This is a genomic window from Streptomyces sp. NPDC058231 (assembly GCF_042882275.1).
Taxonomy (GTDB): Bacteria; Actinomycetota; Actinomycetes; order Streptomycetales; family Streptomycetaceae; genus Streptomyces.
Genome location: NZ_JBHVWN010000065.1, coordinates 17,993 through 42,715 on the forward strand (window position 1 = coordinate 17,993; position 24,723 = coordinate 42,715).

A 24,723-nucleotide genomic window follows, 5' to 3' on the forward strand; every position below is an offset into this window, starting at 1 on the left:
TCCGGCCTGTGGTCCGATCGGCCGATCGGACCACGGACCGACTGCCCGATTGACCCCGGAACGATCACTACCGGACCGCCTTCCAGCGGTCATTTCATACGGTCCACGCGGCCCGGGTGCGCCCATTCGAGTGGGAAGGGGCGCACCCGGGCCGCGTGCTGTGCGCACACCGCGGTCCGAATCCTTACGGTGCCGAGTGACCGATCGGCACCCTCTTCGTTCCCCCGTACGGGGGACGGGAAATCTGATCTGAACCGAGGTGTACGCCATGGTGGCCCCGCCGGACAACGACGTGATCTGGGCACGTTCCCTGCACCATTCCCACAACGGCTCACCCGCGCTCGGCGGGGTCTCCCTGGGGGTCCGCGACGGCGAGATCCTCGCCGTGACCGGACCGCGCGGCAGCGGGAAGACGACGCTGCTGCACTGCCTCTCCGGCCAACTGGTTCCCCAGCAGGGCGAGGTGTGGTTCAACAGCGTCCCGGTCCACACCATGGGTCCGCGGCTGCGGGAGCGGCTGCGCCGTGACCGGTTCGGCTGGATCGCGCCGGAGCCCCAGCTGGTACCGGAGCTGAACACGTGGGAGAACACGGCGCTTCCGCTGCTGCTGCGCGGTACCTCGCACCGGGTCGCCAGGAAGGTCGCCATGGAGTGGCTGGAGCGACTCGACATCGGCACCTGTGCGAAGAAGCGGCCGCACACTCTTCTCCAGGGCCAGCGTCAGCGGCTCGCGGTCGCCCGCGCGCTGGCCGGCTCGCCGACGGTGATCTTCGCCGACGAGCCCACCGCGACACTGCACCGGACCGATCGCACCCATGTGCTGCGGACCCTGACCAGCGCGGCCCGCTCGCACGGCATCACGGTCGTGCTCGCCACGCATGACGCGGAGGTCGCCGCACTCGCCGACCGTACGGTCCCGCTGCTGGACGGCCGCCGCGTCGCCACCGTCGCCCTGCCCGCCGTATCCGATACGGAGGGCCGCGCGGCGTGCTCGCTCTCCGTCTAGCCCGCGGTACCCATCCGCTGGTCCTGGTGCGGCGGCTGCTGGTCGCGGCCGCCTCCGCCGGGGTCGGCTTCCTGCTGCTGTGCACCCTTGCGTACGCGTCGACGCATCCGGCGTACTCGACCGCCGCGGTGCTGCGACTGCTGTGGTGCTTCGTGCCACTGGCCGCCACCGTGCAGTTCGCGGTGGCGGTCGCCCGGACGGACCCCGGCACGCGCCCGCGTTCGGGGCTGTCCGCCGTCGGCCTCGGGCCGGTGCGGCTCAGCCTGTTGGCCGCCGTCTCCACCGCGGTGTCCTGCGCCCTCGGTTCGATGGTGGCGCTGCTCCTCTTCCTGCACCTGCGGGGCGATCTGACCGGGCTTCCGTTCGACGGCGCGGGGGCCGGGCTCCTCAACGCCGACGCGCCGCTGCCGATGGCCGCGGCCCTCTTGCTGCTGGCGCTGGCGCCGGTGGCCGCCGCGGCGGCCACGGCTGCGGCGCTGCGCACCCGGCCGGTCCAGGCCGAGATGCCGGAGGACGGAACGCAGGACCCCATGCCGGACGATCAGTTGCCGGCGCCGGCCGCTCCGCCGTCCGGACTGCCGTGGGGTGTGGCGCTGACGGCCGCGGGCCTGGCGGTCGAGGCGTACGCGAGCCGTGGCGGGGCGGGCAGCCCGTTCCCCCTGCCGGGACGGTTCGACGCCACTCCGGCGTGGGTGCTCGCGGGATGGTCGCTGACCGCGATCGGTCTGGCCATGGCGGGCCCCGGGCTGACGTACCTGTGTGGCCGGCTGGTGCAGGCGGCGCGCCCCGGTGCGGTACGCCTGCTGGCCGGCCGGGTGCTGATGGACGAGGCGCGCCGGATCGGCAGGCCGCTGGGTGCGGTCTGCGCGGTGCTCTCCGCGGGGATCGCGGCGTTCACGCTGTACGGGACGGGGCCACGCCCCTTCGGCCCGCTCACCGCGCTCGGCGCCGTACTCGTGCTGGGCTGCACGACGGCGACGCTGCTGACCTCGGCCCTGGAGGCGAGGCAGGCCCGTGCCCACACGGCGCGTGCGCTGCTGCGGCTCGGCGCCCCGGCCTCGGCGCTGCGGGCCACGGCGGCCCTGCGCGCCGGTGTGCTGCTGGTCGTGTTCGCCCCGATCACCTGGGCGGTCGCCAAACTCGCCGCGCTGCCGCTGACCGGCTGACCCGACCGCCGGCCGGCCGTGCAGCCGGCCGATCCGTACCCTCGGGGGCACCCGCCCGTACGGTTCGGCCGGTACGTAGCATGACGGCGTGGAGAACCCGGACGACAACATTCCCTCACCCGGCGCCGAGATCGAGTCGCTCGCCGAATTCGACGCGGCGGTGGCCGCCGGGTCGCTGGCCGGATATCGCGTCCAGTCCGTCGATCTGACGGACCGCAGCGCAGCGCTGCTCGCCGCGGACACGGCGGGCGCGGTGTTCCTCGGCTGCCGGATGGAGCCCGGCGCCGAGGCGAAGGTGCGGGCCGACGGGGCGTTCGTCTTCCCGCCCGTGCCGGGACTGCCCTTCGACCCGTATCGCGGCCTGCTCTACTCGCCCGACGCGCTCTACCAGGGGCTGGCGGGCGGGGGTTACGAGGCGACGCCCGATGCCCGCGCCTATCGCTGGTTCCAGCAGACCCGCGCGAACGGCGACGTCTTCGCCTCGATGCTCCGCGCGCTCCATGACGACGCCGTCTCCGACGCACTGGACGAAGTCCTCGTCGGAGCCCGGGTGGTCGGGGTGATGGGTGGTCACGCGACCGTCCGCGGCAGCGCCGCGTACGCCGCGGCGGCCCGACTGGGCCGGACCCTGGCGCGCGGCGGGCTGACCGTGGCCACCGGCGGCGGGCCGGGCGCGATGGAGGCGGCCAACCTCGGCGCGTACGCGGCGCCGCATCCCGATCCCATGCTGGACCAGGCGTGCGAACTCCTCGCCGCCGCGCCGTCGTTCGTCCCGTCGGTGACCGACTGGGCGCTGGCCGCTATCGCCGTGCGGGAACGCTGGCCCGATGGCGGCCATTCGGTCGCGATCCCGACCTGGTTCTACGGTCATGAGCCGCCGAACCCGTTCGCGGACCGGATAGCCAAGTACTTCGCCAACGCCCTGCGCGAGGACGGCCTGCTCGCCCGCTCCACCGCGGGCGTGATATTCCTGCCGGGCGCCGCCGGTACCGTGCAGGAGATCTTCGACAACACGACGCCGAACTACTACGGCTCACGCGGCGCACCGACGCCGATGGTGCTGGTCGGCCGCGCCCACTGGACGGAGGAACTGCCCGCCTGGCCACTCCTGAGGGCGCTGTCGGCGGGCCGGCCGATGGAGCACCGTATCGCCCTGGTCGACACGGTGGACGAGGCCCCCGAGGCACTCGCCCGGCTGTCCGGCTGAGCCGCGGCCCGGTTCAGACCGACGCGAGCCGGCGGACCAACGCGTCGAAGAAGGCGTCCCAGCCGTCCTCCGCGGCCGCGTACTGCTCGGCCGTGAGGTTGCCGCCGCGCTGCCGGAAGACCATCTCGGTGGTTCTGTCGCCGCGGTCGGTGAAGGTGGCGGTGACGGTCTCGCCCTCGACGTCCGCCGGCGCGGTCGCGTCCTTGAGCGTGAAGACCAGACGCTCCGGCGCGACCACTTCGCGGTAGACGCCGTGGAACGGCATCTCGGTGCCGGGAACCACGATGACCAGGCTCCACGTACCGCCCGGCCTGACGTCCATCGACACCCGGTCGAGCGGCACCTCGGCATCCCCGCCGTACCAGGCCGCGAAGTGCTCGGGGGTCGTCCAGGCCTCGAAGACCTTTTCCCGCGGGGCGTCGAAGACGCGGGTGAGGTCGATGCCCTCGCGTGCCGTTCCAGTCATGTCCCTGCCCTTTCGGAGTCGATCCGGAGCTTTCCCGGCCGCATGAGGTGTTCCCCGAATCCGCCGAAACCGCTCTTCGGGAACGCCCGGTAGTGGTCCTGCCACGGCCCGGCGCCGCGGGTGCAGCGGCCCTGCGTGCCGGTCTGGTGCTGTGACCGGAAAGGTTCACCGGCTCGCGCCGCCCGGCACGGCACCTCGCCGCGTTGTCGCATCACCCGAGTACATCCAGTACGCGGGCGATGCTCCGCCTTGCGATGCACCGCACCGGACGCCGCGAGCTTCCCGGCAAACCTTTCCGGTCACAGCACTAGGCGGCCGCGGGCAGCACCACGGTCTCGGACGCGTCGAAGGTCACGCCCACGGTCGCGCCCTCCTGGGGGACCTCCCGCAGCGGGCACTCCGCCTCCAGCCGGGGTCCGCTCCCGGGGTGCAGGGTCACGGCCACATGGCCGCCCCGGAAGGTGCGCGCGCCGACCTTGCAGCGCAGCCCGTCGCCGGGCGCTCCCATCCGTACGCCCGCCGGACGCACCAGCAGGTCGCACGGGCCCTGCGGCGAACCGTCCGGCACCGGCACCCTGCCCCACGCCGTGCCGGCGACCGCGCCGGTCACCGTCGCGTCCACCACGTTGTCGAAGCCGAGGAACCGGGCGACGAACGCGGAGGCGGGCCGCTGCCAGACCTCCAGCGGGGTTCCCGTCTGGGCGATCCGTCCGTCACGCATCACGACGACCCGGTCGGCGAGGGCGAACGCCTCCCCCTGGTCATGGGTGACGGCGAGCACCGTCGTGCCGAGCCGGGCGAACAGCGCGCGCAGTTCGACGACGAGGCGCTCGCGCAGGCTGCGGTCGAGCTGACCGAGGGGTTCGTCCAGCATGAGCAGCTTCGGACGCGGGGCGAGCGCCCGGGCGAGGGCCACGCGCTGCTGTTCGCCGCCGGAGAGCGCGGCGACGGCGCGCCGTTCGGCGCCCGGCAGACCCACCAGTTCGAGGAGCTCGGCGACTCTGCGGTCCTGGTCGCCGCGGGACGCACCACGCATGCGCAGCCCGAAGGCCACGTTGGCGCCGACGTCGCGGTGCGGGAACAGCTGATGGTCCTGGAACATCAGGCCGAGCCCGCGCCGGTGCACCGGTACGCCGGTCTGGTCGGCGCCGTCGAGGAGCACCCGGCCGCCGTCCGGCGGGTGCAGTCCGGCCACCACACGCAACAGTGTCGACTTGCCGCTGCCGCTCGGCCCCAGCACGCAGACGGTCTCGTGGTCCGCGACCTCCAGGTCCACCGCGTCGAGCGCCGTGCGCTCCCCGAAACGGACCGTGGCGGATTCCAGTGTCAGCATCTCCAGAACACCCCGAGCATCGTCAGAACTCCCCGGACCTGTCCGGGCGGATACGTTCGAGCGCCAGCAGCGACACTGCGCAGACCAGCATCAGAATCGTGCTGAGGGCCATCGCCTGGCCGTAGTTGAGCTCCCCGGACCGGCCCAGCAGCCGGGCGACGGCGACCGGGAGCGTCGGGTTGTCGGGCCGTGCGATGAAGACCGTCGCCCCGAACTCGCCGAGCGACACGGCGAAGGCGAAGCCCGCCGCCACCAGCAGCGCCCGCCGTACCAGCGGCAGATCGACCTCGCGCCAGGCCCGCAGCGGTGACGCCCCGAGCACCGACGCCGCCTCCCGGAGCCGCACGTCCACAGCCCGCAGTATTGGCAGCATGGTCCGTACGACGAAGGGGACGCCGACCAGCGCCTGGGCGAGCGGCACCAGGATCCACGAGGTCCGCAGATCCAGTGGCGGCCTGTCCAGCGTGATCAGGAATCCGAAGCCGACCGTGACCGCGGACACCCCGAGCGGCAGCATCAGCAGCGCGTCGAACCCGCGGACGAGCCGCCCGGCGCGCCTGGTCAGTGCCGCCGCCGCGAGTCCGCCGACGATCAGCGCGATCGCGGTCGCGGCCAGCGCGTACTGCAGCGAGTTCCAAACCGCTGCGAGCGGTGCGACGAGGAAGGTGCCACCGCTCGCCTCGGCGGACCGCAGTGCACGGTAGTAACCGAGCCCGTGACCACCGGGCACGTCCAGGGAGCGCTCGACGAGGACACCGAGCGGCAGCAGGATGAGCACCAGCACCGTGAGCAGCACCCCGCCGAGCAGCGCCCACTGCCCGGCGCCGCGCGGCCTGCGGGCGGTCTGCGCCGGGTCGACCAGCTTCAGCGTCGCCTCCCGGCGCCGCACCGTCCACGCGTGGACGGCCAGAATCGCGCCGACCGCGGCGAACTGCACCATCGTCAGCACAGCGGCCGTCGGCAGGTCGAGCAGCTGGGCGGTCTGCCGGTAGATCTCCACCTCCAGCGTGGAGTACGCGGGACCGCCGAGGATCTGTACGACGCCGAAGGAGGTGAACGTGAAGAGGAAGACCATCAGCGCGGCGGCGGCCACGGCGGGCGCGAGGGCCGGCAGGGTGACCCGCCGCCATGCCGCGAACCGCCCGGCGCCCAGCACCCGGGCCGCCTCCTCCTGCCGCGGGTCCAGCTGCGACCACAGCCCGCCGACGGTCCGTACGACCACCGCGTAGTTGAAGAAGACGTGGGCGAGCAGGATGGCCCAGACCGTGGCGTCGAGCCGGACGCCGGCCAGTTCGTCGAGGAAGCCGCCGCGCCCCAGCAACGCCAGGAAGGCCGTCCCGACGACGACGGTCGGCAGGACGAAGGGCACGGTGACGACCGCCCGCAGCAACTGTTTGCCGGGGAAGTCGAATCGGGCGAAGACATGGGCTCCCGGCAGCGCGATCAGCAGGGTCAGCGCCGTCGACGCGAGCGCCTGCCAAGTGGTGAACCAGAGCACGTCGAGGATGTCCGGCCGGGCCAGCACCTCGCCGATCCGGCCAAACTGCCAGACACTGTCGGCCTTCAGGCCACGGCCGACGATCGCGACGACCGGGTAGGCGAAGAACAGCGCGAAGAACGCGACGGGCACGGCCATCAGACCGAGCCGCACCGCGTTCCCGCGCCACGCCCCCACGGCGGCCGCACGTCCGGAACGGGCGCGGGGGCGGCTCCCGCCCGGACCCGGTCCGGGGACGGGAGCCTTCGCTACTTCACTACGAGCGAGGACCACGACTGGACCCACTGCTCACGGTTCTTGGCGATCGTCTCCGGGGCCACGGTCGCCGGGCTGCCGACGGTCGCGCCGAACTCCGTGAAGAGTTCGGGCAGTTTCGCGTCCTTGGCGACGGGGTTCACGAACATGTTGAGCGGCATGTCCTCCTGGAACTTCTTGCTGATCAGGAAGTCCAGCAGCGCCTTGCCACCCGCCTCGTTCCTCGCGCCGTTCAGCAGGCCCGCGAACTCGATCTGCCGGAAGCAGGTCCCGGTCGCGACCGCGGTCGGCGCCTTCGCGGGCTGCGGCTTCGCGTACAGCACCTCGGCCGGCGGACTGGAGGCGTACGACACGACGAGCGGTCGGTCGGCCTTGGCCTTCCTGCCGCCCGCGGAACCGGAGAACTCCTCGTCGTACGCCTGCTCCCAGCCGTCGACGACCTTGACCCCGTTGGCCTTCAGCTTCTTCCAGTAGTCCTGGTAGCCGTCCTCGCCGTAGGCGGCGACGGTGCCGAGGAGGAAGCCGAGACCGGGTGACGAGGTCGCGGCGTTCTCCGTGACGAGGAGGTTCCTGTACGCGGGCTTCGCCAGGTCGTCGAAGCTCTTCGGCGGAGCGAGCTTCCGGTCGGCGAAGTACTTCTTGTCGTAGTTGACGCAGATGTCGCCGGTGTCGACCGGGGTCACCCGGTGCCTGTCCGCGTCCAGTTGGGCATCGGCCGCGACCCGGCCGATGCCCTTCGCCTCGTACGGGGTGAACAGATCGTTGTCGAGGGCGCGGGAGAGCAGCGTGTTGTCGACGCCGAAGAACACGTCGCCGCGCGGGGAACCCTTGGTCAGGATCTCCTGGTTGAGGGCGGCGCCCGCGTCTCCGCTCTTCAGCACCTTGACCGTGTAGCCGGTCTCCTTCGTGAACTCCTTCAGCACGCCCTTGGAGGCGCTGAAGGAGTCGTGACTGACCAGAGTCACGGTCTTGGAGCCGGAGCCCTTACTGCCGCCGGCCCCGGAATCCGCGTCGCCGGAACCGCCGCAGCCGGCGAGCGCGGTGACGCCGAGGGCGGCGGCGACGGCCGTCGCCGCGAGCCGACTGGTCCTACGGGTGGTACTCATTGTGAATTCCTCCTGGGTTTGACCAGGAAGAGACGCGGCCCCGCCCGCAGCGCGGGCAGGGCGCAACAGCATGAGTTGATGACCGAACTTCCTACCCGGAATGACCCGGGCGAGGTTCAGAGGGTCTGCGGCCACCCTGTTCGGTGCCGCACTCTCAGCGCTGTGGCGCTCCCCTGTCGGAAAATATGAAGTTGAATGCGCGCCCAGATTACACGGGCCCTTCCGGGCTCAGCGCTCGGACGCCGCCAGCTGACCGCAGGCCCCGTCGATCTCCTGACCGCGGGTGTCCCGAACGGTCACGGGCACCCCGTGAGCGGCGATCGCCTCGACGAACGCCTTCTCGTCCTCGGGCCGGGACGCGGTCCACTTCGAACCCGGCGTCGGGTTCAGCGGGATCAGATTGACATGGACCCGCCTGCCCTTGAGGAGCCGGCCGAGCAGGTCACCGCGCCACGCCTGGTCGTTGATGTCGCGGATCAGCGCGTACTCGATGGAGATCCGGCGGCCGGACTTCTCCGCGTACTCCCACGCGGCGTCCAGTACCTCACGCACCTTCCAGCGCGTGTTCACCGGCACGAGCGTGTCCCGCAGCTCGTCGTCCGGCGCGTGCAGCGACACGGCGAGACGGCACTTGAAGCCCTCGTCGGCGAAGCGCAGCATGGCCGGCACCAGACCCACGGTGGAGACGGTGATCCCGCGCTGCGAGAGACCGAGACCGTCCGGCTCCGGGTCGGTCAGCCGACGGATCGCGCCGACCACCCGCTTGTAGTTGGCGAGCGGCTCACCCATGCCCATGAAGACGATGTTGGAGAGCCGCGCGGGCCCGCCCGGCACCTCTCCGTCCCGCAGCGCCCGCATGCCGTCCACGATCTGGTGGACGATCTCCGCGGTCGACAGGTTGCGGTCCAGCCCGGCCTGCCCCGTCGCACAGAACGGGCAGTTCATCCCGCAACCGGCCTGCGACGAGATGCACATCGTCACCCGCTCCGGGTAGCGCATCAGGACGGACTCGACGAGCGTCCCGTCATGCAGCTTCCACAGCGTCTTGCGGGTGGTGTCGTCGTCGCAGCTGATGTGGCGGACGACGGACATCAGATCGGGGAACATCGCCTCGGCGAGCTTGTCCCGCGAACCGGCCGGAATGTTGGTCCACTCGGCCGGGTCGTGCGCGTACCGCGCGAAGTAGTGCTGCGACAGCTGCTGCGCGCGGAACGGCTTCTCGCCGATCGCGGCGACAGCCTCCTTGCGCTCGGCGGGCGTGAGGTCGGCGAGGTGCCTCGGCGGCTTCTTGGCTCCGCGGGGCGCGATGAAAGTGAGTTCTCCGGGCTTAGGCATGGCTGTACCAGTGTCGCAGATCGAATCCTGTGGCCTGCCATCCAAGACATGAGGCAGTCGTCACTGGCCGCCCCGGGCCGCCTGTGGGCCGTCCTCCGACGGCCCGGCCGCACCGGGTTTCGACCATTGCTGGATCACGACAACGGCCGGCTCGCCGGGGCCGCGGCGAGCTCGCCGCGAAGGCTTTCGCCCACCCGCCCGGGTGGATCTGTCTGGTGGCGTCGGACTCGTCGTACCGGCTACCTGGAGCAGGTGATCGGCGACCCGATGGGTGTCGCACGACACCAGGTGCCGTCCGCGCACCGGCTCTTCCGGTGGGATTGGGCTCACCCGGACCCTGTCGGCCGCGGACGGGGCCGAGGACGGCACCGCCGCGGAGCCCCGCCGTCGTTCCTCCGGGCCGCGGTCGTACGGGTGAGGGCCCGCCGCCCTGTGGGCAACGGACCCTTCACTCGTACGACCGGACGGGCAGGTGCCCCGGCTCGCTCAGCCGGAACCCACGAACAGCACCAGCAGCAGCCAGACCACCGGAGCGGTCGGCAGCAGCGAGTCCAGCCGGTCCATGATCCCGCCGTGCCCGGGCAGCAGCGTGCCCATGTCCTTGATCCCGAGATCGCGCTTGATCATGGACTCGCCGAGGTCACCGAGGGTGGCGCTGGCGGCGACGGCCAGGCCGAGCAGCAGCCCCTGCCACCAGGCGCCGCCGTCGATCAGGAACTGCATGCACAGCGCACCGGCGACCATCGCGAAGGCCACCGCCCCGAACAGTCCCTCCCGGGTCTTCCCGGGGCTGATGCGCGGCGCGAGCTTGTGCTTGCCGAAACGCCAGCCGACGGCGTACGCGCCCGTGTCACTGACCACGGTCAGCAGCAGGAAGGTGAGGACCCGCTGCGGCCCGTCGTCCGCGCGCAGGAGCATCGCGACGAAGGTCGCCAGGAACGGCACGTAGAACGCGGCGAAGACACCGGCCGTGACGTCCTTGAGATACCCCTCCGGCGGTTCGGTCATCCGCCAGACGAGCACCGCCAGGGCGGTCAGGGCCATCGCGACCCACGCGCCCTCGGCTCCGCGCACATAGCCGGCCACGACCATCGCCGCGCCACCGACCGCCAGCGGTACGAGCGGTGCCTTGATGCCCTTGCGCTCCTGCAGCCGGGAGGTGAGTTCCCACAGGCCGACGACGACGGCGACGGTTATCACGCCGATGAAGACGGCCTTGACGACGAAGAGCGAGGCGACGATGACGGCACCGAGCCCCACACCGACCCCTATGGCGGCTCGCAGGTCACGGCCCGCACGTTTCTTCTGCGGGGGCGTCGGCGCGGTGGACATGGGCTCCTGCGGCATCTCGTCACGGAACGGGGACCCGCCGCCCTGGCCGGCGCCTCCCCCGTTCCGGTCGTCACGGTCGTCAGCGTCTCTACCTGCGTCGGGAACGTCCGGCACTATGGGCATGGGCCGAGTCTGCTGGGCGTCATGCACATCGTATGCAGGACCCGCCGGGGCGGCCGTCATCTCGGGCGTACCCCAGTGACCGGCTGCCTGCGGGGCGCCCCAGGAAGAGTCGTTCATCAGACTTCGAGCAGCTCGGCTTCCTTGTGCTTGAGCAGCTCGTCGACCTGCGCGACGTACTTCGCAGTGGTGTCGTCGAGCTCCTTCTCGGCGCGACGCACCTCGTCCTCGCCGGACTCCTTGTCCTTGACCAGCTTGTCCAGGGTCTCCTTGGCCTTGCGGCGGACGGCCCGGATCGAGATCTTGGAGTCCTCGGCCTTCGTCTTCGCGACCTTGATGTAGTCGCGACGACGCTCCTCGGTGAGGTCGGGGAAGGTCACCCGGATGATATTGCCGTCGTTGCTCGGGTTGACGCCGAGGTCGGAGTCGCGGATGGCCTGCTCGATGTTGCGCAGCGCGGTCTTGTCGAACGGCGTCACCACGGCCATGCGCGGCTCGGGAACGGAGAAAGAGGCCAGCTGGTTGATCGGGGTCAGCGCGCCGTAGTAGTCAGCGACGATCTTGTTGAACATCGCCGGGTGCGCACGGCCGGTACGGATCGCGGCGAAGTCTTCCTTCGCGACCACAACGGCCTTCTCCATCTTCTCCTCGGCCTCAAGGAGGGTTTCTTCGATCACCACGTGCTCCTGCGTGTCTTGAGTGGGCCCGGCGTGCTCTGGCCCGGCGGGTCCTGCGTCGCGTCCTCACCTGCACGGTGTCCGACCGGCAGGCCGTTGTCCATCGTTCGGGGCCGGCCCCGGGTGTCCCCGGGCAGCCCCCCGGTCCTCAGGCCCGGGTGCCCTCGTCGCTCACGAGCGTGCCGATCTTCTCACCCTTGACGGCGCGGGCGATATTGCCGGTCGCGGTCAGCTCGAAGACGAGGATCGGCAGCTGGTTGTCACGGCAGAGCGTGATGGCGGTGGCGTCGGCAATCTTGAGATCGCGGGCGAGCACCTCGCTGTACTCCAGCGCGTCGAACTTCACCGCGTCGGGGTTGGTCTTCGGGTCGGAGTCGTAGACCCCGTCCACCCCGTTCTTGCCCATCAGCAGGCCCTCGGCGTCGATCTCCAGGGCGCGCTGGGCGGCAGTGGTGTCGGTGGAGAAGTACGGCATGCCCATGCCGGCGCCGAAGATGACGACGCGGCCCTTCTCCAGGTGGCGCACGGCGCGCAGCGGGATGTACGGCTCCGCGACCTGCCCCATGGTGATGGCGGTCTGGACGCGGGAGTCGATGCCCTCCTTCTCCAGGAAGTCCTGGAGTGCCAGGCAGTTCATGACTGTGCCGAGCATGCCCATGTAGTCGGACCGGGCCCGGTCCATGCCACGCTGCTGGAGCTCGGCACCGCGGAAGAAGTTTCCGCCGCCGATGACGACCGCGATTTCCGCGCCGTCCCGGACGACTGCCGCGATCTCCCGCGCGATGGCGTGCACGACGTCGGGGTCGACACCGAGCCCTCCGCCGCCGGCAAACGCTTCTCCGGACAGCTTCAGCATGAAGCGTCCGGGCACCTTGCCGTCGTCCCGCTTGTGGTCACCTGTGGTGGCGTCCGCGCCCTTGTTCATGGAGATTCTCCTCGTGCACATACGAAGAAGGCCATTGCCGGTGGGTCTGGTGTCCCTCAGCGGCAATGGCCTCCTCGTCAGATCTGCGGTCGTACGGCGGGTGTGCGGCCGACGACTGCACTAGACCCTATCGGGGTCCACCGTTTTTCGCGGACGGACTCAGATGCCGACCTTGATGCGCGAGAAGCGCTGCAGGGTGACACCGGCCTCGTCCAGAACCTTCTGGACGGACTTCTTGTTGTCCTTGGCGAACGCCTGCTCCAGGACGACGACGTCCTTGAAGAAGCCGTTGACGCGACCCTCGACGATCTTCGGAAGGGCGGCCTCGGGCTTGCCCTCCTCGCGAGAGGTGGCCTCGGCGACACGACGCTCGTTCTCGACCGTCTCGGCCGGGACCTCGTCGCGGTTGAGGTACTTCGGGGCGAAGGCGGCGATGTGCTGCGCAACGTCCTTGGCGACCTCGGCGTTCTCCTTGTCCAGCTCGACCAGGACACCGACCTGCGGCGGGAGGTCGGGCATGGTGCGGTGCATGTACGCAGCCACGTAACCGCCGGTGAACTGCGCGAAGCGGTCCAGGACGATCTTCTCGCCGAGGTTGGCGTTGGCCTCGTCGACGTACGCCTGGACGGTCTTGCCGGCCTCGATCTCGGAGGCGAGCAGCGTGGCCAGGTCGGCCGGCGAGGTGGCGGCGACGTGCGCGGCGAGCGAGTTGGCGACGGCCAGGAACTTCTCGCCCTTGGCGACGAAGTCCGTCTCGCACTTCAGCTCGAGCAGGACGCCGGAGGTCTTGTCCTCGGAGATGAGGGAGACGACGGCACCGTTCTCGGCAGAACGGCCCTCGCGCTTGGCGACGCCCTTCTGGCCCTTGATACGGAGCGCCTCGACGGCCTTGTCGACGTTGCCGTCGCTCTCGTCGAGGGCCTTCTTGCAGTCCATCATGCCGGCGCCGGTGAGCTCGCGGAGCTTCTTGACGTCAGCGGCGGTGTAGTTCGCCATGAGTCTGTGTTTCTCTCTCGAAGTCTGAAAGATCTACGGGTGAACGGCGGGGGCGGTGCTCAGGCACCGGCCCCCGCCGTCATTCAGCCGTGACGGAGTCGTCAGGCCTGCTCGGCGTCCGCGGCCGGAGCCTCGGCGGCCTCGGCCGGCGTCTCGGCGGCGTCGGCCTCGGCCTCGGCCGGCGTCTCGGCGGCGTCGGCGACCTTCTCGGTCTCGGCGGAGGTCTGCACCTCGGCGTCGTCCTTCTTGTCGCCCTCGAGCAGGTCCCGCTCCCACTCGGCGAGCGGCTCGCCGGCGGCCTTGTCGCCCGGCTTCGAGTCACCGGTCGCAGCGCCGGAACGGGCGATGAGGCCCTCGGCGACGGCGTCGGCGATCACGCGGGTGAGCAGGGTGACGGAGCGGATCGCGTCGTCGTTGCCCGGGATCTTGTAGTCGACCTCGTCGGGGTCGCAGTTGGTGTCGAGGATCGCGACGACCGGGATGTGGAGCTTGCGCGCCTCACCGACGGCGATGTGCTCCTTCTTGGTGTCGACGATCCAGACGGCGCTGGGCACCTTCTGCATCTCGCGGATACCACCGAGGGTCTTCTCCAGCTTGGCCTTCTCGCGGGAGAGGACCAGGAGCTCCTTCTTGGTGAGGCCGGAGGCGGCCACGTCCTCGAAGTCGATCTGCTCAAGCTCCTTCAGACGCTGAAGGCGCTTGTAGACGGTGGAGAAGTTGGTGAGCATGCCACCGAGCCAACGCTGGTTGACGTACGGCATGCCGACGCGCGTCGCCTGCTCGGCGATGGCCTCCTGGGCCTGCTTCTTCGTACCCACGAACATGATGGAGCCGCCGTGCGCGACGGTCTCCTTGACGAACTCGTAGGCGCGGTCGATGTACGACAGCGACTGGAGCAGGTCGATGATGTAGATGCCGTTGCGCTCGGTGAAGATGAAGCGCTTCATCTTCGGGTTCCAGCGACGGGTCTGGTGACCGAAGTGGACGCCGCTCTCCAGCAGCTCCCGCATCGTGACGACGGCCATGGCCGTACTCCTTGAGGTACTCGGTTATCGCGACCGCAGGATTGCTGTCGCGCCTGACGCCCCGACGCGCCGTGCCACGAGGGACCGAGGAGCGCGGCCACCGTCCGCAGAGAGGGAGGTGGCGGGGCGTGCGAAGTCGACCCGGTGACCCGGATCGCCAAAAGAAGTGTACGGGACCCGCCGGGTGCCGGGTGACGGCACTGTCCACAACCGGCGAGTAGTCCACAGATCCGGTCCATGATCCCCGGGGATCCGGTGTTTGCGGAACGGTTCGGATCATGCGACACACTCCCGAACCGGCTGTTGCCCGGGTCCGGGTCCGGCTCCTCCGGACCCGGACCGCGCTCGCCGCGACCCTCCTGGCCCTGCTCACGGTGGGATACGGCGCGTCGGCCGCCACCGCCGGCGGCCCGCCGCCTGCCGACGCGCACACCTGGCCGCTCGCGGGGCGGCCCGCGGTCGTACGGGGATGGGAGCCGCCGGCCGGCGCCTACGGGCGGGGGCACCGCGGCGTCGATCTCGCCGCCGGGCCGGGCACACCGGTGCGCGCCGCCGCCTCCGGGCGGGTCTCGTTCGCGGGCCGCGTCGCGGGACGCGGGGTGGTCTCCATCGAGGTGGCGGGGAGCGGTGTTCCGCCGCTGCGCACCACGTACGAGCCGGTCAGGGCGGTGGTCGCGGCAGGTGACGAGGTCGTCGCGGGCCAGGAGGTCGCGGTCATGGAGGCCGGGCCGTTCCACTGCGCGTCCGGGTGCCTGCACTGGGGACTGCGCCGCGGTGGGACGTATCTGGACCCGTTGTCGTTGCTGCCCCCGTCGCTGCTGCGGCGGGGCCCGTCCCGGCTGCTGCCGGTGTTCGGGGTGCCGGAGCCGCGAGCGGACGTACCGGGCACCGTCGGGTACGCCTCACCCGCCGCGCTGTCGGGCGCGGCAAGGGCCCGCCGTCGGCGGTGTCAGCCCCGTACGCCCCGTACGCCCCGCAGGATCATGGCCACGACGGTGTCCGCGATCACGTCCGGCTCCTCAGCCACCCCGAGTTCGATACGGCGCACGGCCGCGTCCACCGAACCCTGCAGCAGCATCGCCGCCAGCCGCGGCTGCTCGTGCCCGAGATCACCGAGCGCCTCGACGATCATGGCGATCAGCCCGCCGTGCGCGGCCCGGATCTTCTCGCGGGCGCCCGCGTCCAGTTCGCTCGCCGAGATGGCGACGACCGCCCGGTGCCGCCGGTCCCCGACCAGGCCGAGCTGGCGTCGCACGTACGCCTCGATCTTCCCCTCGGGCGTCGTGGCCCGCTCCATCGCGTTCTCGACCTCGGCCGCCCAGACGGGGAAGTCGACGGCGCACAGCTCCTCGACGACGGCCGCGCGGGAGCGGAAGTACTCGTAGACGGAGGACCGGGCAAGGCCCGTACGTTCGGCGAGAGCGGGGAAGGTCAACGCCTCCGTACCGCCCTCGGACAGCAGCGAGCGCGCGGCGTCCAGGAGGGCGCCGCGCTGCATGGTCCGGTGCTCGGCCACCGAGGCCGCTCGAATCCTGGGCACGGTTCCACTCTACGGCGGCAGGTGTTCGAGAGGGGGCGGGCGGGCGTCATCGTCCCGCCGGGCGCCGTCTCAGCGTCCGGCGTCGGCCAGTTTCGCGCGGAGCTGGAGCACCGATTTGGTGTGGATCTGGCTGACGCGGCTCTCGGTCACCCCGAGCACGTTGCCGATCTCGGCGAGGGTGAGACCCTCGTAGTAGTAGAGGGTGACGACCGTCTTCTCGCGCTCCGGAAGCGTGTTGATCGCCCGGGCCAGCAGCCGCCGGAGCTCGCGGTCCTCGGCGACCTCCACCGGATTGTCGGCGGCCGTGTCCTCAAGGGTGTCCATCAGGCTGAGCCGGTCGCCGCCCTCGCCGCCGACGTGCAGCAGCTCCTCCAGCGCGACCACGTTCGCCAGCGACAACTGGCTGAAAACCGCGTGCAGTTCTTCGAGCGTGATACCCATCTCCGCCGCGACCTCCGGCTCCGACGGGGTGCGCCGCAGTTGCGCCTCCAGCGTGGCGTAGGCGCGCTCGACGGCCCGCGCCTTCTGCCGCACGGAGCGCGGAATCCAGTCCAGGGCCCGGAGTTCGTCGATCATCGCGCCGCGGATGCGGGTGATGGCGTACGTCTCGAATTTGATGGCCCGTTCGATGTCGAACTTCTCGATCGCGTCGATCAGTCCGAACACACCCGAGGAGACGAAGTCCGCCTGCTCGACGTTGGACGGCAACCCCACACTCACCCGGCCCGCGACGTACTTCACCAGCGGCGAGTAGTGCAGGATCAGCTGCTCCCGGAGCCGGCCGTCGCCCGTGGCCTTGTACGAACGCCACAACTCGTCTAGCGAGGAAGGGGCAGCGGGGCGCACAGTGCCACGCGCAGCGGGTGGTACTGCCGCGCGGTCAGACCCGGAGGTGTGCTGGGGCATGTGGTGCCTTGAGCCGTTCTGCTGTGGAGTGCTGAGGGACTTGCGTCTGGGCCGGAATCCTTGTGAGCGTAGCGTGACTGAAGCGTTGCGGTGCGCGCAGGATAGAGGATCGAGGCCGGGCACTTCCGGGCGAATGGACATGACCGCACTCCGGGCCGGTCGCCGCGTTCACCGGTCCCGGAGGCGTCATCGAGGGTTCCACCGAGGTCATCTGCATCACCTTTTCACCCGAATGCTCCAGGTCAAGTACCGCCTCGCCGCAGCTCGCCGTCGCTTGTCGGACGCGGCGTCAACCGCCATCCGTCGCCATCGCGTTCGACGAACCCCAGCGAGTGGAGTTCGTACAGCCTGCCGAGCGTTTCGTCGGCGCCGGTCCCCGCGGTGCGGGCGATGTCCCTCGCACGGGCGGGACCGCGGGCGGGCAGCGCGTCGAGAACGCGGGCGCAGACGGCGTCCAGCAGATCTCTGGGAAGTACGGGCCCCCGCCGGACGGGGGCGAGTTCGCCGATGTCCCCGACCAGCTCGGCGACCTCCGAGGCATCGGTGACCAGGACTCCTTCGCCTCGGAGGAGTTCATGGACGCCGGCCGACAGTCCGCTCGTGGCGGGGCCGGGAACGCCCATGGTGAAGCGGCCGAGCCGCTGCGCACTGCGCGCCGTGGCCAGTGAGCCGCTGCGGTATTCGGCCTCGACCACGACCGTCCCTCTCGTCAACGCGGCGATCACCCTGTTCCGAAGGATGAATCTGCTGCGCGTCGGGTGATCGGACGGGGGCAGCTCGCCGATGACCAGCCCCTGCTCCGCGACGCGTCCGATCAGTTCGGCATGGCCCGGGGGATAGGCGACATCGACCCCGCAGGCCAGGACCGCCATCGTCGCCCCGCCTGCCGCGAGGGCGCCGCGATGGGCCGCCCCGTCCACACCGAACGCGGCGCCCGACACCACCACCCACCCCAGCTCCGCCAGCCCCGCACCGAGGCTCGCCGCCATGTGTGCCCCGTACGGGGTGCAGGCGCGGGCACCCACCACCGCGACGGAACGCAGCGCCCAGAGCCGCAGATCGGGCCGGCCCCGTACCCAGAGGCCGATCGGCCGGGCGTCACCCAGGTCGTCGAGCTGGCTGGGCCATTCCCGGTCGCCGGGGCAGACGAGTCGGCCGCCCACCGCGGCGACGGCCGCCAGATCCCGCTCGGGCTGCACGGCCCCGGCCCGTAACCGGTATCCGTCGAGCCGTCGGGCCGTCATACCGCTCAGCTCCTCCGCGCTGCCGTCCCGGGCCGTGAGGCGCCTCATCAGTTCGACCGGGCCGAGCCGGCTCAGCCAGCGCCCGCCGCGCTCGTCCCCCGGCTCCAGGACGCGGGTCAGGGCAGCCCGGGCCAGCCGCTCCCGGTCGCCGACCGTCCCCGGGCCGGGTCCCGAAGGCTCCTCGTCACCGGCCGCCGCCCGGCCGCGGCCCGGTCCCGCGCATCCCGTCACCTGCGGCGTCACGCCGAACCACCCCGCATCACGGCTCCCCGGGCGATCCCGGTCCGCAGTTCCAGGGCCGTCACGACATCGGGAGCCTCCGGGCGGTCGGCGCCGCGCAGATCGGCGACGGTCCATGCCACCCGCAGCACCCGGTCGAGCCCCCGTGCGGTGAGCAGCCCCCGCTCCATGTCCCGTTCGGCCTCCAGGAGCGCTCCCGGAGCCGCGGGCAGCCGGGTCCGCAACTCGTGGCCGGGCACCTCGCTGTTGGTGGTCCAGCCGGTGCCCGCGAGCCGCTCGGCGGCCCGGGTCCTGGCCTCCCGTACCCGCGCCGCGACCACGGCCGTGGACTCGCCACGGCCGCCCTCGCCCATCAGGTCCTCGCGCGTGACCGGGGCGACCACCACGCGCAGATCCACCCGGTCGAGCAGCGGCCCCGAGAGTCTCGCCTGGTAGCGGCGGACCGCCGAGGGCGGGCAGTCGCAGCCGGCGCCGACGAGGGTGTGGCGCCCGCACGGACAGGGATTGGCTGCCAGCACCATCAAAAATCTGGCGGGCAGCCGCACCACCCCGGCGCTGCGCGCCACCACCACACGGCCCGACTCCAGCGGCTGACGCAGGGCGTCCAGCGCCCGGACGGAGAACTCCGGTGCCTCGTCCAGGAACAAGACGCCTCTGTGGGCCAGCGAGACCGCGCCGGGCCGCGGCATCCCGTTCCCTCCGCCGACCAGCGACTGCATCGTCGCCGAGTGGTGCGGGGCGCAGTACGGCGCCCTGGTGACCAGCGGTTCGCCCGGCGGCAGCATGCCCGCCACCGAGTGCACCGCTGTGACTTCGAGCGATTCCTGCCTGGTCAGCGCCGGAAGGATCGCGGAGAGCCGCTCGGCCAGCATGGTCTTGCCCGCGCCCGGCGGCCCCGAGAACAGCAGATGGTGGCCGCCGGCGGCAGCGACCTCCAGGGCCGTGCGCGGCACCGCCTGGCCCGCGACGTCCGCCAGGTCCGGGAGACTCGCCCCGTCGTGCGCGGAAGCCGGCGCCAGTCCGGTGCCGAGGCCGACGCCCGGCACCATCAGCCCGGCGAGCATCGCGGAGGGGCGCCCCTCCTCGTGGAACTCCCGCTCGTCGGGCACCGGTTCGTCGCTGAGCACGGCGATCAGCTGCCGCAGGCTCCGTACTCCCAGGACCGACACCCCGGGCACCAGCGCCGCCTCGCCGGCGGTCTGTTCGGGCACGACGACCTTCGCGTACCCCGCCTCGGCAGCGGCGAGCACAGCGGGCAGCACCCCGCGCACCGGGCGCACCCGGCCGTCGAGCCCGAGTTCACCGATCATCACCACATCGGCGAGGGCGGCGGGATCGATCCGCTCGGCCGCGCCGAGCACCGCACACGCCACGGCGAGGTCGAAGCCGCTGCCGCTCTTGGGTACGGAGGCCGGGGAGAGGCCGACGGTGAGTTTCTTCTGCGGCCACTCGGCCCCGGAGTTGACCACGGCGGCCCTGACCCGGTCCCGGCTCTCCACCAGACTCTTGTCGGGCAGCCCGACCAGGGTGAACGCCGCCACCCCCGGCTCCAGATCCGCCTGGACCTCCACCACCACGCCCTCGACGCCGACCAGCGCCACCGAACACGCCCTGGCGAACCCCATCAGGCCACCCCCCGCGCGTGTTCGACGAGCGGCGCACCGCGGCCGGGCAGCACCACGCCGATGAGATCGATCCGCACCCCGCCCGGCGGCGGACCGCCGTGCCGGTCCAGCCAGATCTCCGCGAGCCGTCGCAGCCGGTCCGCCTTGACCGGCGAAACGGCCGCCATCGGATGCTCGAACGTCCCCGCCCTGCGGGTCTTGACCTCGCAGACGACCAGCGCGTCGCCGTCCATGGCGACAATGTCGATCTCACCGGCGCGACAGCGCCAGTTCCGTGCCAGCACGGTCATGCCCGCGTCGCTCAGCAGCCGCGCCGCCAGATCCTCGCCGTACCGCCCGAGTGCCCCCCGTGCGTTCATTTCGGCACCACCTCCGGCACCGACTCTGACGCGTCGGGACACCGCCGGTGGATCTTGGTGGACAAGCCGGCCGTTGTGGACAACCCGGTCACCCGAACGGGTGACCGGTCATCGGAAAGGCTCAGCCGCCGGGGAGTTCGAGATCGCTCTTGTTGAGCTCCTCGATGTTCACGTCCTTGAATGTCAGGACGCGTACCTGCTTGACGAACCGGGCGGGCCGGTACATGTCCCAGACCCAGGCATCCGCCATGGACACCTCGAAGAACACCTCACCCTGGACCGAGTGCACCTGCATCTCGTAGTCGTTGGTGAGGTAGAAGCGCCGTTCGGTCTCGATCACGTATTTGAACAGACCGACGACATCTCGGTACTCCCGGTAGAGCTTCAGCTCCATCTCGGTCTCGTACTTTTCGAGGTCCTCGGCGCTCATTGGCATGTTCCCCTTCAGCCGTGCGTCCACCTATTGTGCGCCAGGCCCCGGCACCCTAGGACGATTAGACGATTTCGGGGGCCAGAACCAGTGGCGTACGTGGCGGACCGTCGTCGAGCAGCGTGCGCAGCAGCTCGGCGAGCCTGGTCGGGTACACCGTCTCACGCGCCGCCGACAGTTCGGCGGAGGTCCACCACCTCAGACCCGAGACACTGCGCTGTTCCAGACCGGTGAGCCCGCTCAGGTCCGTGCCGGTCTGCTGCGTACGTCCCAGGAAGTACCACTCGTCCTGGTCCCAGCGCCGCCCGTCGAACGGGAAGGAGCAGATCCGCTGCCAGAGCACCGGTCCCAGTTCGACGTCCGTGATCCCGGTCTCCTCGGCGAGCTCGCGCAGCGCGGCCTCCTGCCGGGTCTCGTCGCCCTCCAGGCCGCCACCGGGCGTGAACCACCAGGTGTCGTCGGGGTCGTCCGGTTCATGGCCGTGGATCAGCAGAATGCGGTCGTCGGGGTCGAGCAGGACGACCCGGGCGACCTTCCGGTTCTCAGCGGGCACCGACAGGCACCCTTCCGCCCTGTCCGCGCCGGTTCCGGCCGGACCGCGCCGCGATCGGTCCGTACGCCACACCGCCGAGGATGAGGACCACGCCTGCCACCACGGCCGAGATCTGCAGTTTCAGTGGCCCCGGGACCGACACCCCGCCGGGCAGCGCCGCGAACGCCTTCGGCCGCTCGACCATGCCGTTCATCGGCCATGCGATGGCGTCCACCCGGGCCTGCACGGCGCTGCGCGGCACCGAGCCCTGTCCCGGGTCGTCGAGATGGAACCGGGAGTCCAGCGAGTTGCTGCGCTCGTCCCCGAGGAGGAAGAGCTGCCCCTTGGGCACGTCTGCCGTGAAGTTCTCCACCGAGGCGAGGCCCTTTGTCTGCAGATACGGTTCTTCAATGGGTTTGCCGTTGACGGTGAGCCGGCTGCCCTTCTCGCAGCAGGCGATCCTGTCGCCGCCGATACCGACGACCCGCTTGACCATCGGCATGTCGCCCCACGCCGGGTCCTTGAAGACCACCACGTCACCGCGGTGCACCTCACCGCCGTCCACCCGCTGCGCGAGCACCCGGTCCCCCGCGTTCACCGTCGGCGTCATCGACTCGGTCGGTACGGTGTACGGCTTGTACACCACCGCCCCCCAGGCGAACCCGCCCAGGAAGAGCACACAGCCGACGGCCACGGCCAGCCCCGACAGCGTGCTGCCGAGCCGGCCGTGGCCGTCATCAGTACGTCCTGATCCACTCATCCCAGCGTCCCCCACCTCGGAGATCGACAATCGCTGATCTGAGTCGGCACCCTACCCGGCAGTACGCCCGCCGGTCAGCCTCCTGCGACGCCACAACACGAGGGGCAGCGCCCCGGCTACACCGAGTGCTCCCGGTGCCAGCCCCATCGCGGCGTTCAGTCCCGGCTGGTCGAAGGTGCTCGGGACCGGCAGGGTCGCCCAGCGATTGATCGGCCACGCCACCACGATGGCCCGGCCGACCACCTCGTCCGTGGAGACCGTGCCCTGGCCGGGCAGCTCCTGGTGGTAGCGGGAGTCGAGGGAGTTCTGGCGGTGGTCGCCCATCACCCAGATTCGGCCCTCGGGCACCTTGATCGGGCCGAACGGCTCGTCATTGCACGGGGTGTTCCCCGGGTAGATGAACGACTTCTCGTCCAGCGCCTTGCCGTTGACCGTGACCGGCCCGTTCCGCTTGCACTCCACCGTGTCGCCGCCGACCGCGATGACCCGCTTGATCAGGTCCTTCTCCTCGGCGGACGGCATCAGTCCGATGAAGCTGAGGAACTTCTGCGCGATGTTGGGCTCGGGCGTCGACTCACCGTCCATCAGCCAGCCGCCCGGGTCGTGGAAGACCACGACCTCGCCGCGCTCCGGCTCCGAGCCGAACCACGGGGTCAGCTTGTCGACCAGCACCCGGTCGCCCCGCTGGAGGGTGTCCTGCATCGAGTCCGAGGGAATCGAGAACGCCTGCACCAGAAACGTCTTGATCAGCAGCGCCAGAATCAGCGCGATGCCGATGAGCAGGGGCAGCTCCTTCCAGAAGGAGCGTGCGTTCCTCGGAGCCGTACCAGCTCCGTCCGGGGAGTCGCCGTCACCGTTCGTCTCGTCCGACCTCACCCCGGAAGGCCCGTCCTGCTCCGGCCGGTCCTCGGGTTCGTCGTGTCCGGATCGTGCGCCGACCGCCAAATCCCCCACATCCACTCCTCACTCCGTGCCACCGCCTGCCCCCTAGTCGGTGCAGGCCCACCACTCCCATAACGAGCGGGAGTTCCGCAGGGGTCGGGAGCCGGATCATTCCGTTGAGATCCTGGGAGGACACACTATTCGACGGTCCGCGCGTCGCGGACGTCCCGGCGCGCGCGTCCGGGACCGAGGAGTACGTCCCGGGCTCCTCCAGTTTCCGCCAGTGTGCGAAGGGCCAGGCGATGACGACAGCCCGTCCCACTACCTCGTCCTCGGAGACCGTGCCGTGATCCGGCTCGTCCAGATGGAAACGCGAATCGGCAGAATTGGAGCGATGGTCGCCCATCACGAAGATCCGGCCGGCCGGAACCTTTACCTCGAATTTGAGTGTGGAGGGCGGATTGTCCGGATGGAGATAGGGCTCGACGAGCGGTACACCGTTGACGGTGACCCTTCCGTCCTTGTCGCAGCACTTCACGGTGTCGCCGCCGACGGCGACAACCCGCTTGATCAGATCCTGTTCGTCGTCCGACGGCAGCAGCCCGATGAAGGTCAGCACCTCCTTCACCTGCTTGACGCCGGCGGGCGGATCCTTCTTCGCGGCGTTCTCCTGCCGGAGCCAGTGCCCCGGGTCGTTGAAGACGACCACGTCGCCGCGGTGCGGTCTGGAGCCGAACCAGGGCGTGAACTTGTCCACCAGCACCCGGTCGCCGATCCGGATGGTCTGCTCCATCGATCCGGACGGGATCACGAAGGCCTGGACGAGAAAGGTCTTGAGGACGAGGGCGATCAGCAGCGCCACGACGACGAGAAGGGGAATCTCCTTCACCGCGGACCGGCGCCGGCGCCGCTTGACCCGCCGGGCCAGCTTGCGGCGCTCCGCCCGGGTCGGCAACGAGCGCGCGACGGTCGGCCTGGTTCCGGTGGGCAGCGGAACGCCCGCGTCCGAGGCGCCGCTCGTCCGGCCCCGGTTACCCATCCGTCCCACCCGGCGCCCGCACCGAGTCGAACGCGGTGGTGTCCGGGACCGCGCCCAGCCGGCCCAGCGGCCAGCCGAGCCAGTCCACCCGCCCGATCACCATGCCGACCGGCACCATGCCGCCGCCGGGCTCTCCCAGATGGTCCCTGGAGTCGCGGGAGTTGCTGCGGTGGTCGCCCATCACCCACAGCCTGCCGTCGGGGACGACGATGTCGAAGGACGCGCCGGAAGGGGCGTCGCCGGGGTAGAGGTACTCCTCGTCCACCGACCGCCCGTTCACCTGGATCCTGCCCCGCCTGTCGCAGCAGACCACCCGGTCGCCCCCCACGCCCACCACCCGCTTCACGAAGTCGGTCTCGGCAGGTTCCGCGAGCCCCAGGGACGCTGCCGCACCGTGCAGCAGCGCGGTGACGGGGTTCTCGGCGGGCGCCTCCCGCACGAAGGAGCCGGTCCCGTCGAAGACCACCACGTCACCGCGGTGCGGTACGGAGCCGAAACGGTACGCCAATTTGTTGACGAGCACCCGGTCCCCCACCCGCAGAGTGGTTTCCATCGAACCGCTGGGGATCAGGAAGGGCTGCAGCACGTAGTTGCTGAGGAGCAGCAGGAATACCGAGCAGACGGCGCCGAGCACCGCTGCCCGCCGCCACGACATCGAGGCCGCGATCCGGTCCGGGATACGCGAAGAGCGCGACCGCTCCCCCGACCCTGCTTCGGGT

24 protein-coding genes, 1 pseudogene and 1 riboswitch are annotated in these 24,723 nt (G+C 70.8%); of the genes and pseudogenes, 4 read left to right on the forward strand and 21 right to left on the reverse strand.

Annotated features, from left to right (window positions below):
- Nucleotides 1-268 precede the first annotated feature (268 nt).
- The 3 genes from ACFVXE_RS30805 (at nucleotide 269) to ACFVXE_RS30815 (ending at nucleotide 3,379) form a co-directional block, all read left to right on the forward strand.
- On the forward strand, nucleotides 269-1,006 hold the full coding sequence (locus ACFVXE_RS30805) for an ABC transporter ATP-binding protein (RefSeq protein WP_389676108.1): 738 nt from the start codon (nucleotides 269-271) through the stop codon (nucleotides 1,004-1,006).
- On the forward strand, nucleotides 988-2,172 hold the full coding sequence (locus tag ACFVXE_RS30810) for a hypothetical protein (protein ID WP_389676109.1): 1,185 nt from the start codon (nucleotides 988-990) through the stop codon (nucleotides 2,170-2,172). The genes ACFVXE_RS30805 and ACFVXE_RS30810 overlap by 19 nt, the downstream gene beginning before the upstream one ends.
- 88 nt (nucleotides 2,173-2,260) lie before the next feature.
- On the forward strand, nucleotides 2,261-3,379 hold the full coding sequence (locus ACFVXE_RS30815; RefSeq protein ID WP_389676110.1) for an LOG family protein: 1,119 nt from the start codon (nucleotides 2,261-2,263) through the stop codon (nucleotides 3,377-3,379).
- Between the two features lie 13 nt (nucleotides 3,380-3,392).
- Here ACFVXE_RS30815 and ACFVXE_RS30820 read toward each other — a convergent pair whose 3' ends face one another.
- From ACFVXE_RS30820 to rpsB, 10 genes are all read right to left on the reverse strand, one after another.
- Nucleotides 3,393-3,845: an SRPBCC domain-containing protein gene (locus ACFVXE_RS30820; RefSeq protein ID WP_389676111.1), complete on the reverse strand. Its 453-nt coding sequence runs from the start codon at nucleotides 3,843-3,845 to the stop codon at nucleotides 3,393-3,395.
- Between the two features lie 307 nt (nucleotides 3,846-4,152).
- Entirely contained in the window at nucleotides 4,153-5,178 is a 1,026-nt protein-coding gene (locus ACFVXE_RS30825) for an ABC transporter ATP-binding protein (RefSeq protein ID WP_389676113.1), read from the reverse strand.
- A 22-nt stretch (nucleotides 5,179-5,200) separates the two neighbouring features.
- Complete coding sequence (locus ACFVXE_RS30830) at nucleotides 5,201-6,814, reverse strand: ABC transporter permease (RefSeq protein WP_389676138.1); 1,614 nt, start codon at nucleotides 6,812-6,814, stop codon at nucleotides 5,201-5,203.
- A 110-nt stretch (nucleotides 6,815-6,924) separates the two neighbouring features.
- A complete protein-coding gene (locus ACFVXE_RS30835) occupies nucleotides 6,925-8,037 on the reverse strand; it encodes a thiamine ABC transporter substrate binding subunit (RefSeq protein ID WP_389676115.1) in 1,113 nt (370 codons plus the stop codon).
- 70 nt (nucleotides 8,038-8,107) lie between these two features.
- Nucleotides 8,108-8,222: riboswitch (TPP riboswitch) on the reverse strand.
- Nucleotides 8,223-8,265: 43 nt separating this feature from the next.
- A complete protein-coding gene (rlmN, locus tag ACFVXE_RS30840) occupies nucleotides 8,266-9,372 on the reverse strand; it encodes a 23S rRNA (adenine(2503)-C(2))-methyltransferase RlmN (protein WP_389676117.1) in 1,107 nt (368 codons plus the stop codon).
- 486 nt (nucleotides 9,373-9,858) lie between these two features.
- On the reverse strand, nucleotides 9,859-10,944 hold the full coding sequence (locus ACFVXE_RS30845) for a phosphatidate cytidylyltransferase (protein WP_389676119.1): 1,086 nt from the start codon (nucleotides 10,942-10,944) through the stop codon (nucleotides 9,859-9,861).
- Nucleotides 10,944-11,501: a ribosome recycling factor gene (gene frr / locus ACFVXE_RS30850; RefSeq protein WP_037690170.1), complete on the reverse strand. Its 558-nt coding sequence runs from the start codon at nucleotides 11,499-11,501 to the stop codon at nucleotides 10,944-10,946. The genes ACFVXE_RS30845 and frr overlap by 1 nt, the downstream gene beginning before the upstream one ends.
- Before the next feature lie 148 nt (nucleotides 11,502-11,649).
- Entirely contained in the window at nucleotides 11,650-12,426 is a 777-nt protein-coding gene (gene pyrH, locus ACFVXE_RS30855; protein ID WP_389676120.1) for a UMP kinase, read from the reverse strand.
- 159 nt (nucleotides 12,427-12,585) lie between these two features.
- Complete coding sequence (tsf, locus tag ACFVXE_RS30860) at nucleotides 12,586-13,422, reverse strand: translation elongation factor Ts (RefSeq protein ID WP_389676122.1); 837 nt, start codon at nucleotides 13,420-13,422, stop codon at nucleotides 12,586-12,588.
- Nucleotides 13,423-13,523: 101 nt separating this feature from the next.
- Nucleotides 13,524-14,447 (reverse strand): 30S ribosomal protein S2, encoded by a 924-nt coding sequence (gene rpsB / locus ACFVXE_RS30865; RefSeq protein ID WP_389676124.1) that lies wholly within the window; start codon nucleotides 14,445-14,447, stop codon nucleotides 13,524-13,526.
- 278 nt (nucleotides 14,448-14,725) lie between these two features.
- Between rpsB and ACFVXE_RS30870 the strand changes: the two are divergent.
- A pseudogene (locus ACFVXE_RS30870) lies at nucleotides 14,726-15,181 on the forward strand (peptidoglycan DD-metalloendopeptidase family protein); the annotation flags it as partial.
- A gap of 215 nt (nucleotides 15,182-15,396) precedes the next feature.
- On the opposite strand, the gene ACFVXE_RS30875 reads toward ACFVXE_RS30870, so the two are convergent.
- The 11 genes from ACFVXE_RS30875 to lepB (ACFVXE_RS30925) all read right to left on the reverse strand — a co-directional run.
- A complete protein-coding gene (locus ACFVXE_RS30875; protein WP_389676140.1) occupies nucleotides 15,397-15,963 on the reverse strand; it encodes a TetR/AcrR family transcriptional regulator in 567 nt (188 codons plus the stop codon).
- Between the two features lie 93 nt (nucleotides 15,964-16,056).
- A complete protein-coding gene (gene whiG, locus ACFVXE_RS30880) occupies nucleotides 16,057-16,893 on the reverse strand; it encodes an RNA polymerase sigma factor WhiG (protein ID WP_389676125.1) in 837 nt (278 codons plus the stop codon).
- Between the two features lie 242 nt (nucleotides 16,894-17,135).
- Entirely contained in the window at nucleotides 17,136-18,368 is a 1,233-nt protein-coding gene (dprA, locus tag ACFVXE_RS30885) for a DNA-processing protein DprA (RefSeq protein ID WP_389676141.1), read from the reverse strand.
- Between the two features lie 8 nt (nucleotides 18,369-18,376).
- Nucleotides 18,377-20,002, reverse strand: a complete 1,626-nt coding sequence (locus ACFVXE_RS30890) for a YifB family Mg chelatase-like AAA ATPase (protein ID WP_389676126.1) — start codon at nucleotides 20,000-20,002, stop codon at nucleotides 18,377-18,379.
- Entirely contained in the window at nucleotides 20,002-20,361 is a 360-nt protein-coding gene (locus ACFVXE_RS30895; protein WP_389676128.1) for a YraN family protein, read from the reverse strand. Before ACFVXE_RS30895 ends, ACFVXE_RS30890 begins: the two co-directional genes overlap by 1 nt.
- 121 nt (nucleotides 20,362-20,482) lie before the next feature.
- Nucleotides 20,483-20,791, reverse strand: coding sequence for a DUF2469 domain-containing protein (locus ACFVXE_RS30900; protein WP_003965949.1), 309 nt, complete (start codon nucleotides 20,789-20,791; stop codon nucleotides 20,483-20,485).
- A 64-nt stretch (nucleotides 20,792-20,855) separates the two neighbouring features.
- On the reverse strand, nucleotides 20,856-21,344 hold the full coding sequence (locus tag ACFVXE_RS30905) for an NUDIX hydrolase (RefSeq protein WP_389676129.1): 489 nt from the start codon (nucleotides 21,342-21,344) through the stop codon (nucleotides 20,856-20,858).
- Nucleotides 21,334-22,083, reverse strand: a complete 750-nt coding sequence (lepB, locus tag ACFVXE_RS30910; RefSeq protein ID WP_389676130.1) for a signal peptidase I — start codon at nucleotides 22,081-22,083, stop codon at nucleotides 21,334-21,336. The genes ACFVXE_RS30905 and lepB (ACFVXE_RS30910) overlap by 11 nt, the downstream gene beginning before the upstream one ends.
- A gap of 51 nt (nucleotides 22,084-22,134) precedes the next feature.
- Entirely contained in the window at nucleotides 22,135-23,028 is an 894-nt protein-coding gene (lepB, locus tag ACFVXE_RS30915) for a signal peptidase I (protein ID WP_389676143.1), read from the reverse strand.
- On the reverse strand, nucleotides 22,934-24,004 hold the full coding sequence (gene lepB / locus ACFVXE_RS30920) for a signal peptidase I (RefSeq protein WP_389676131.1): 1,071 nt from the start codon (nucleotides 24,002-24,004) through the stop codon (nucleotides 22,934-22,936). The genes lepB (ACFVXE_RS30915) and lepB (ACFVXE_RS30920) overlap by 95 nt, the downstream gene beginning before the upstream one ends.
- Nucleotides 23,997-24,723, reverse strand: a 727-nt coding sequence (lepB, locus tag ACFVXE_RS30925) for a signal peptidase I (protein WP_389676132.1), incomplete at its 5' end; no start/stop codon positions are given. The genes lepB (ACFVXE_RS30925) and lepB (ACFVXE_RS30920), both read right to left, overlap by 8 nt.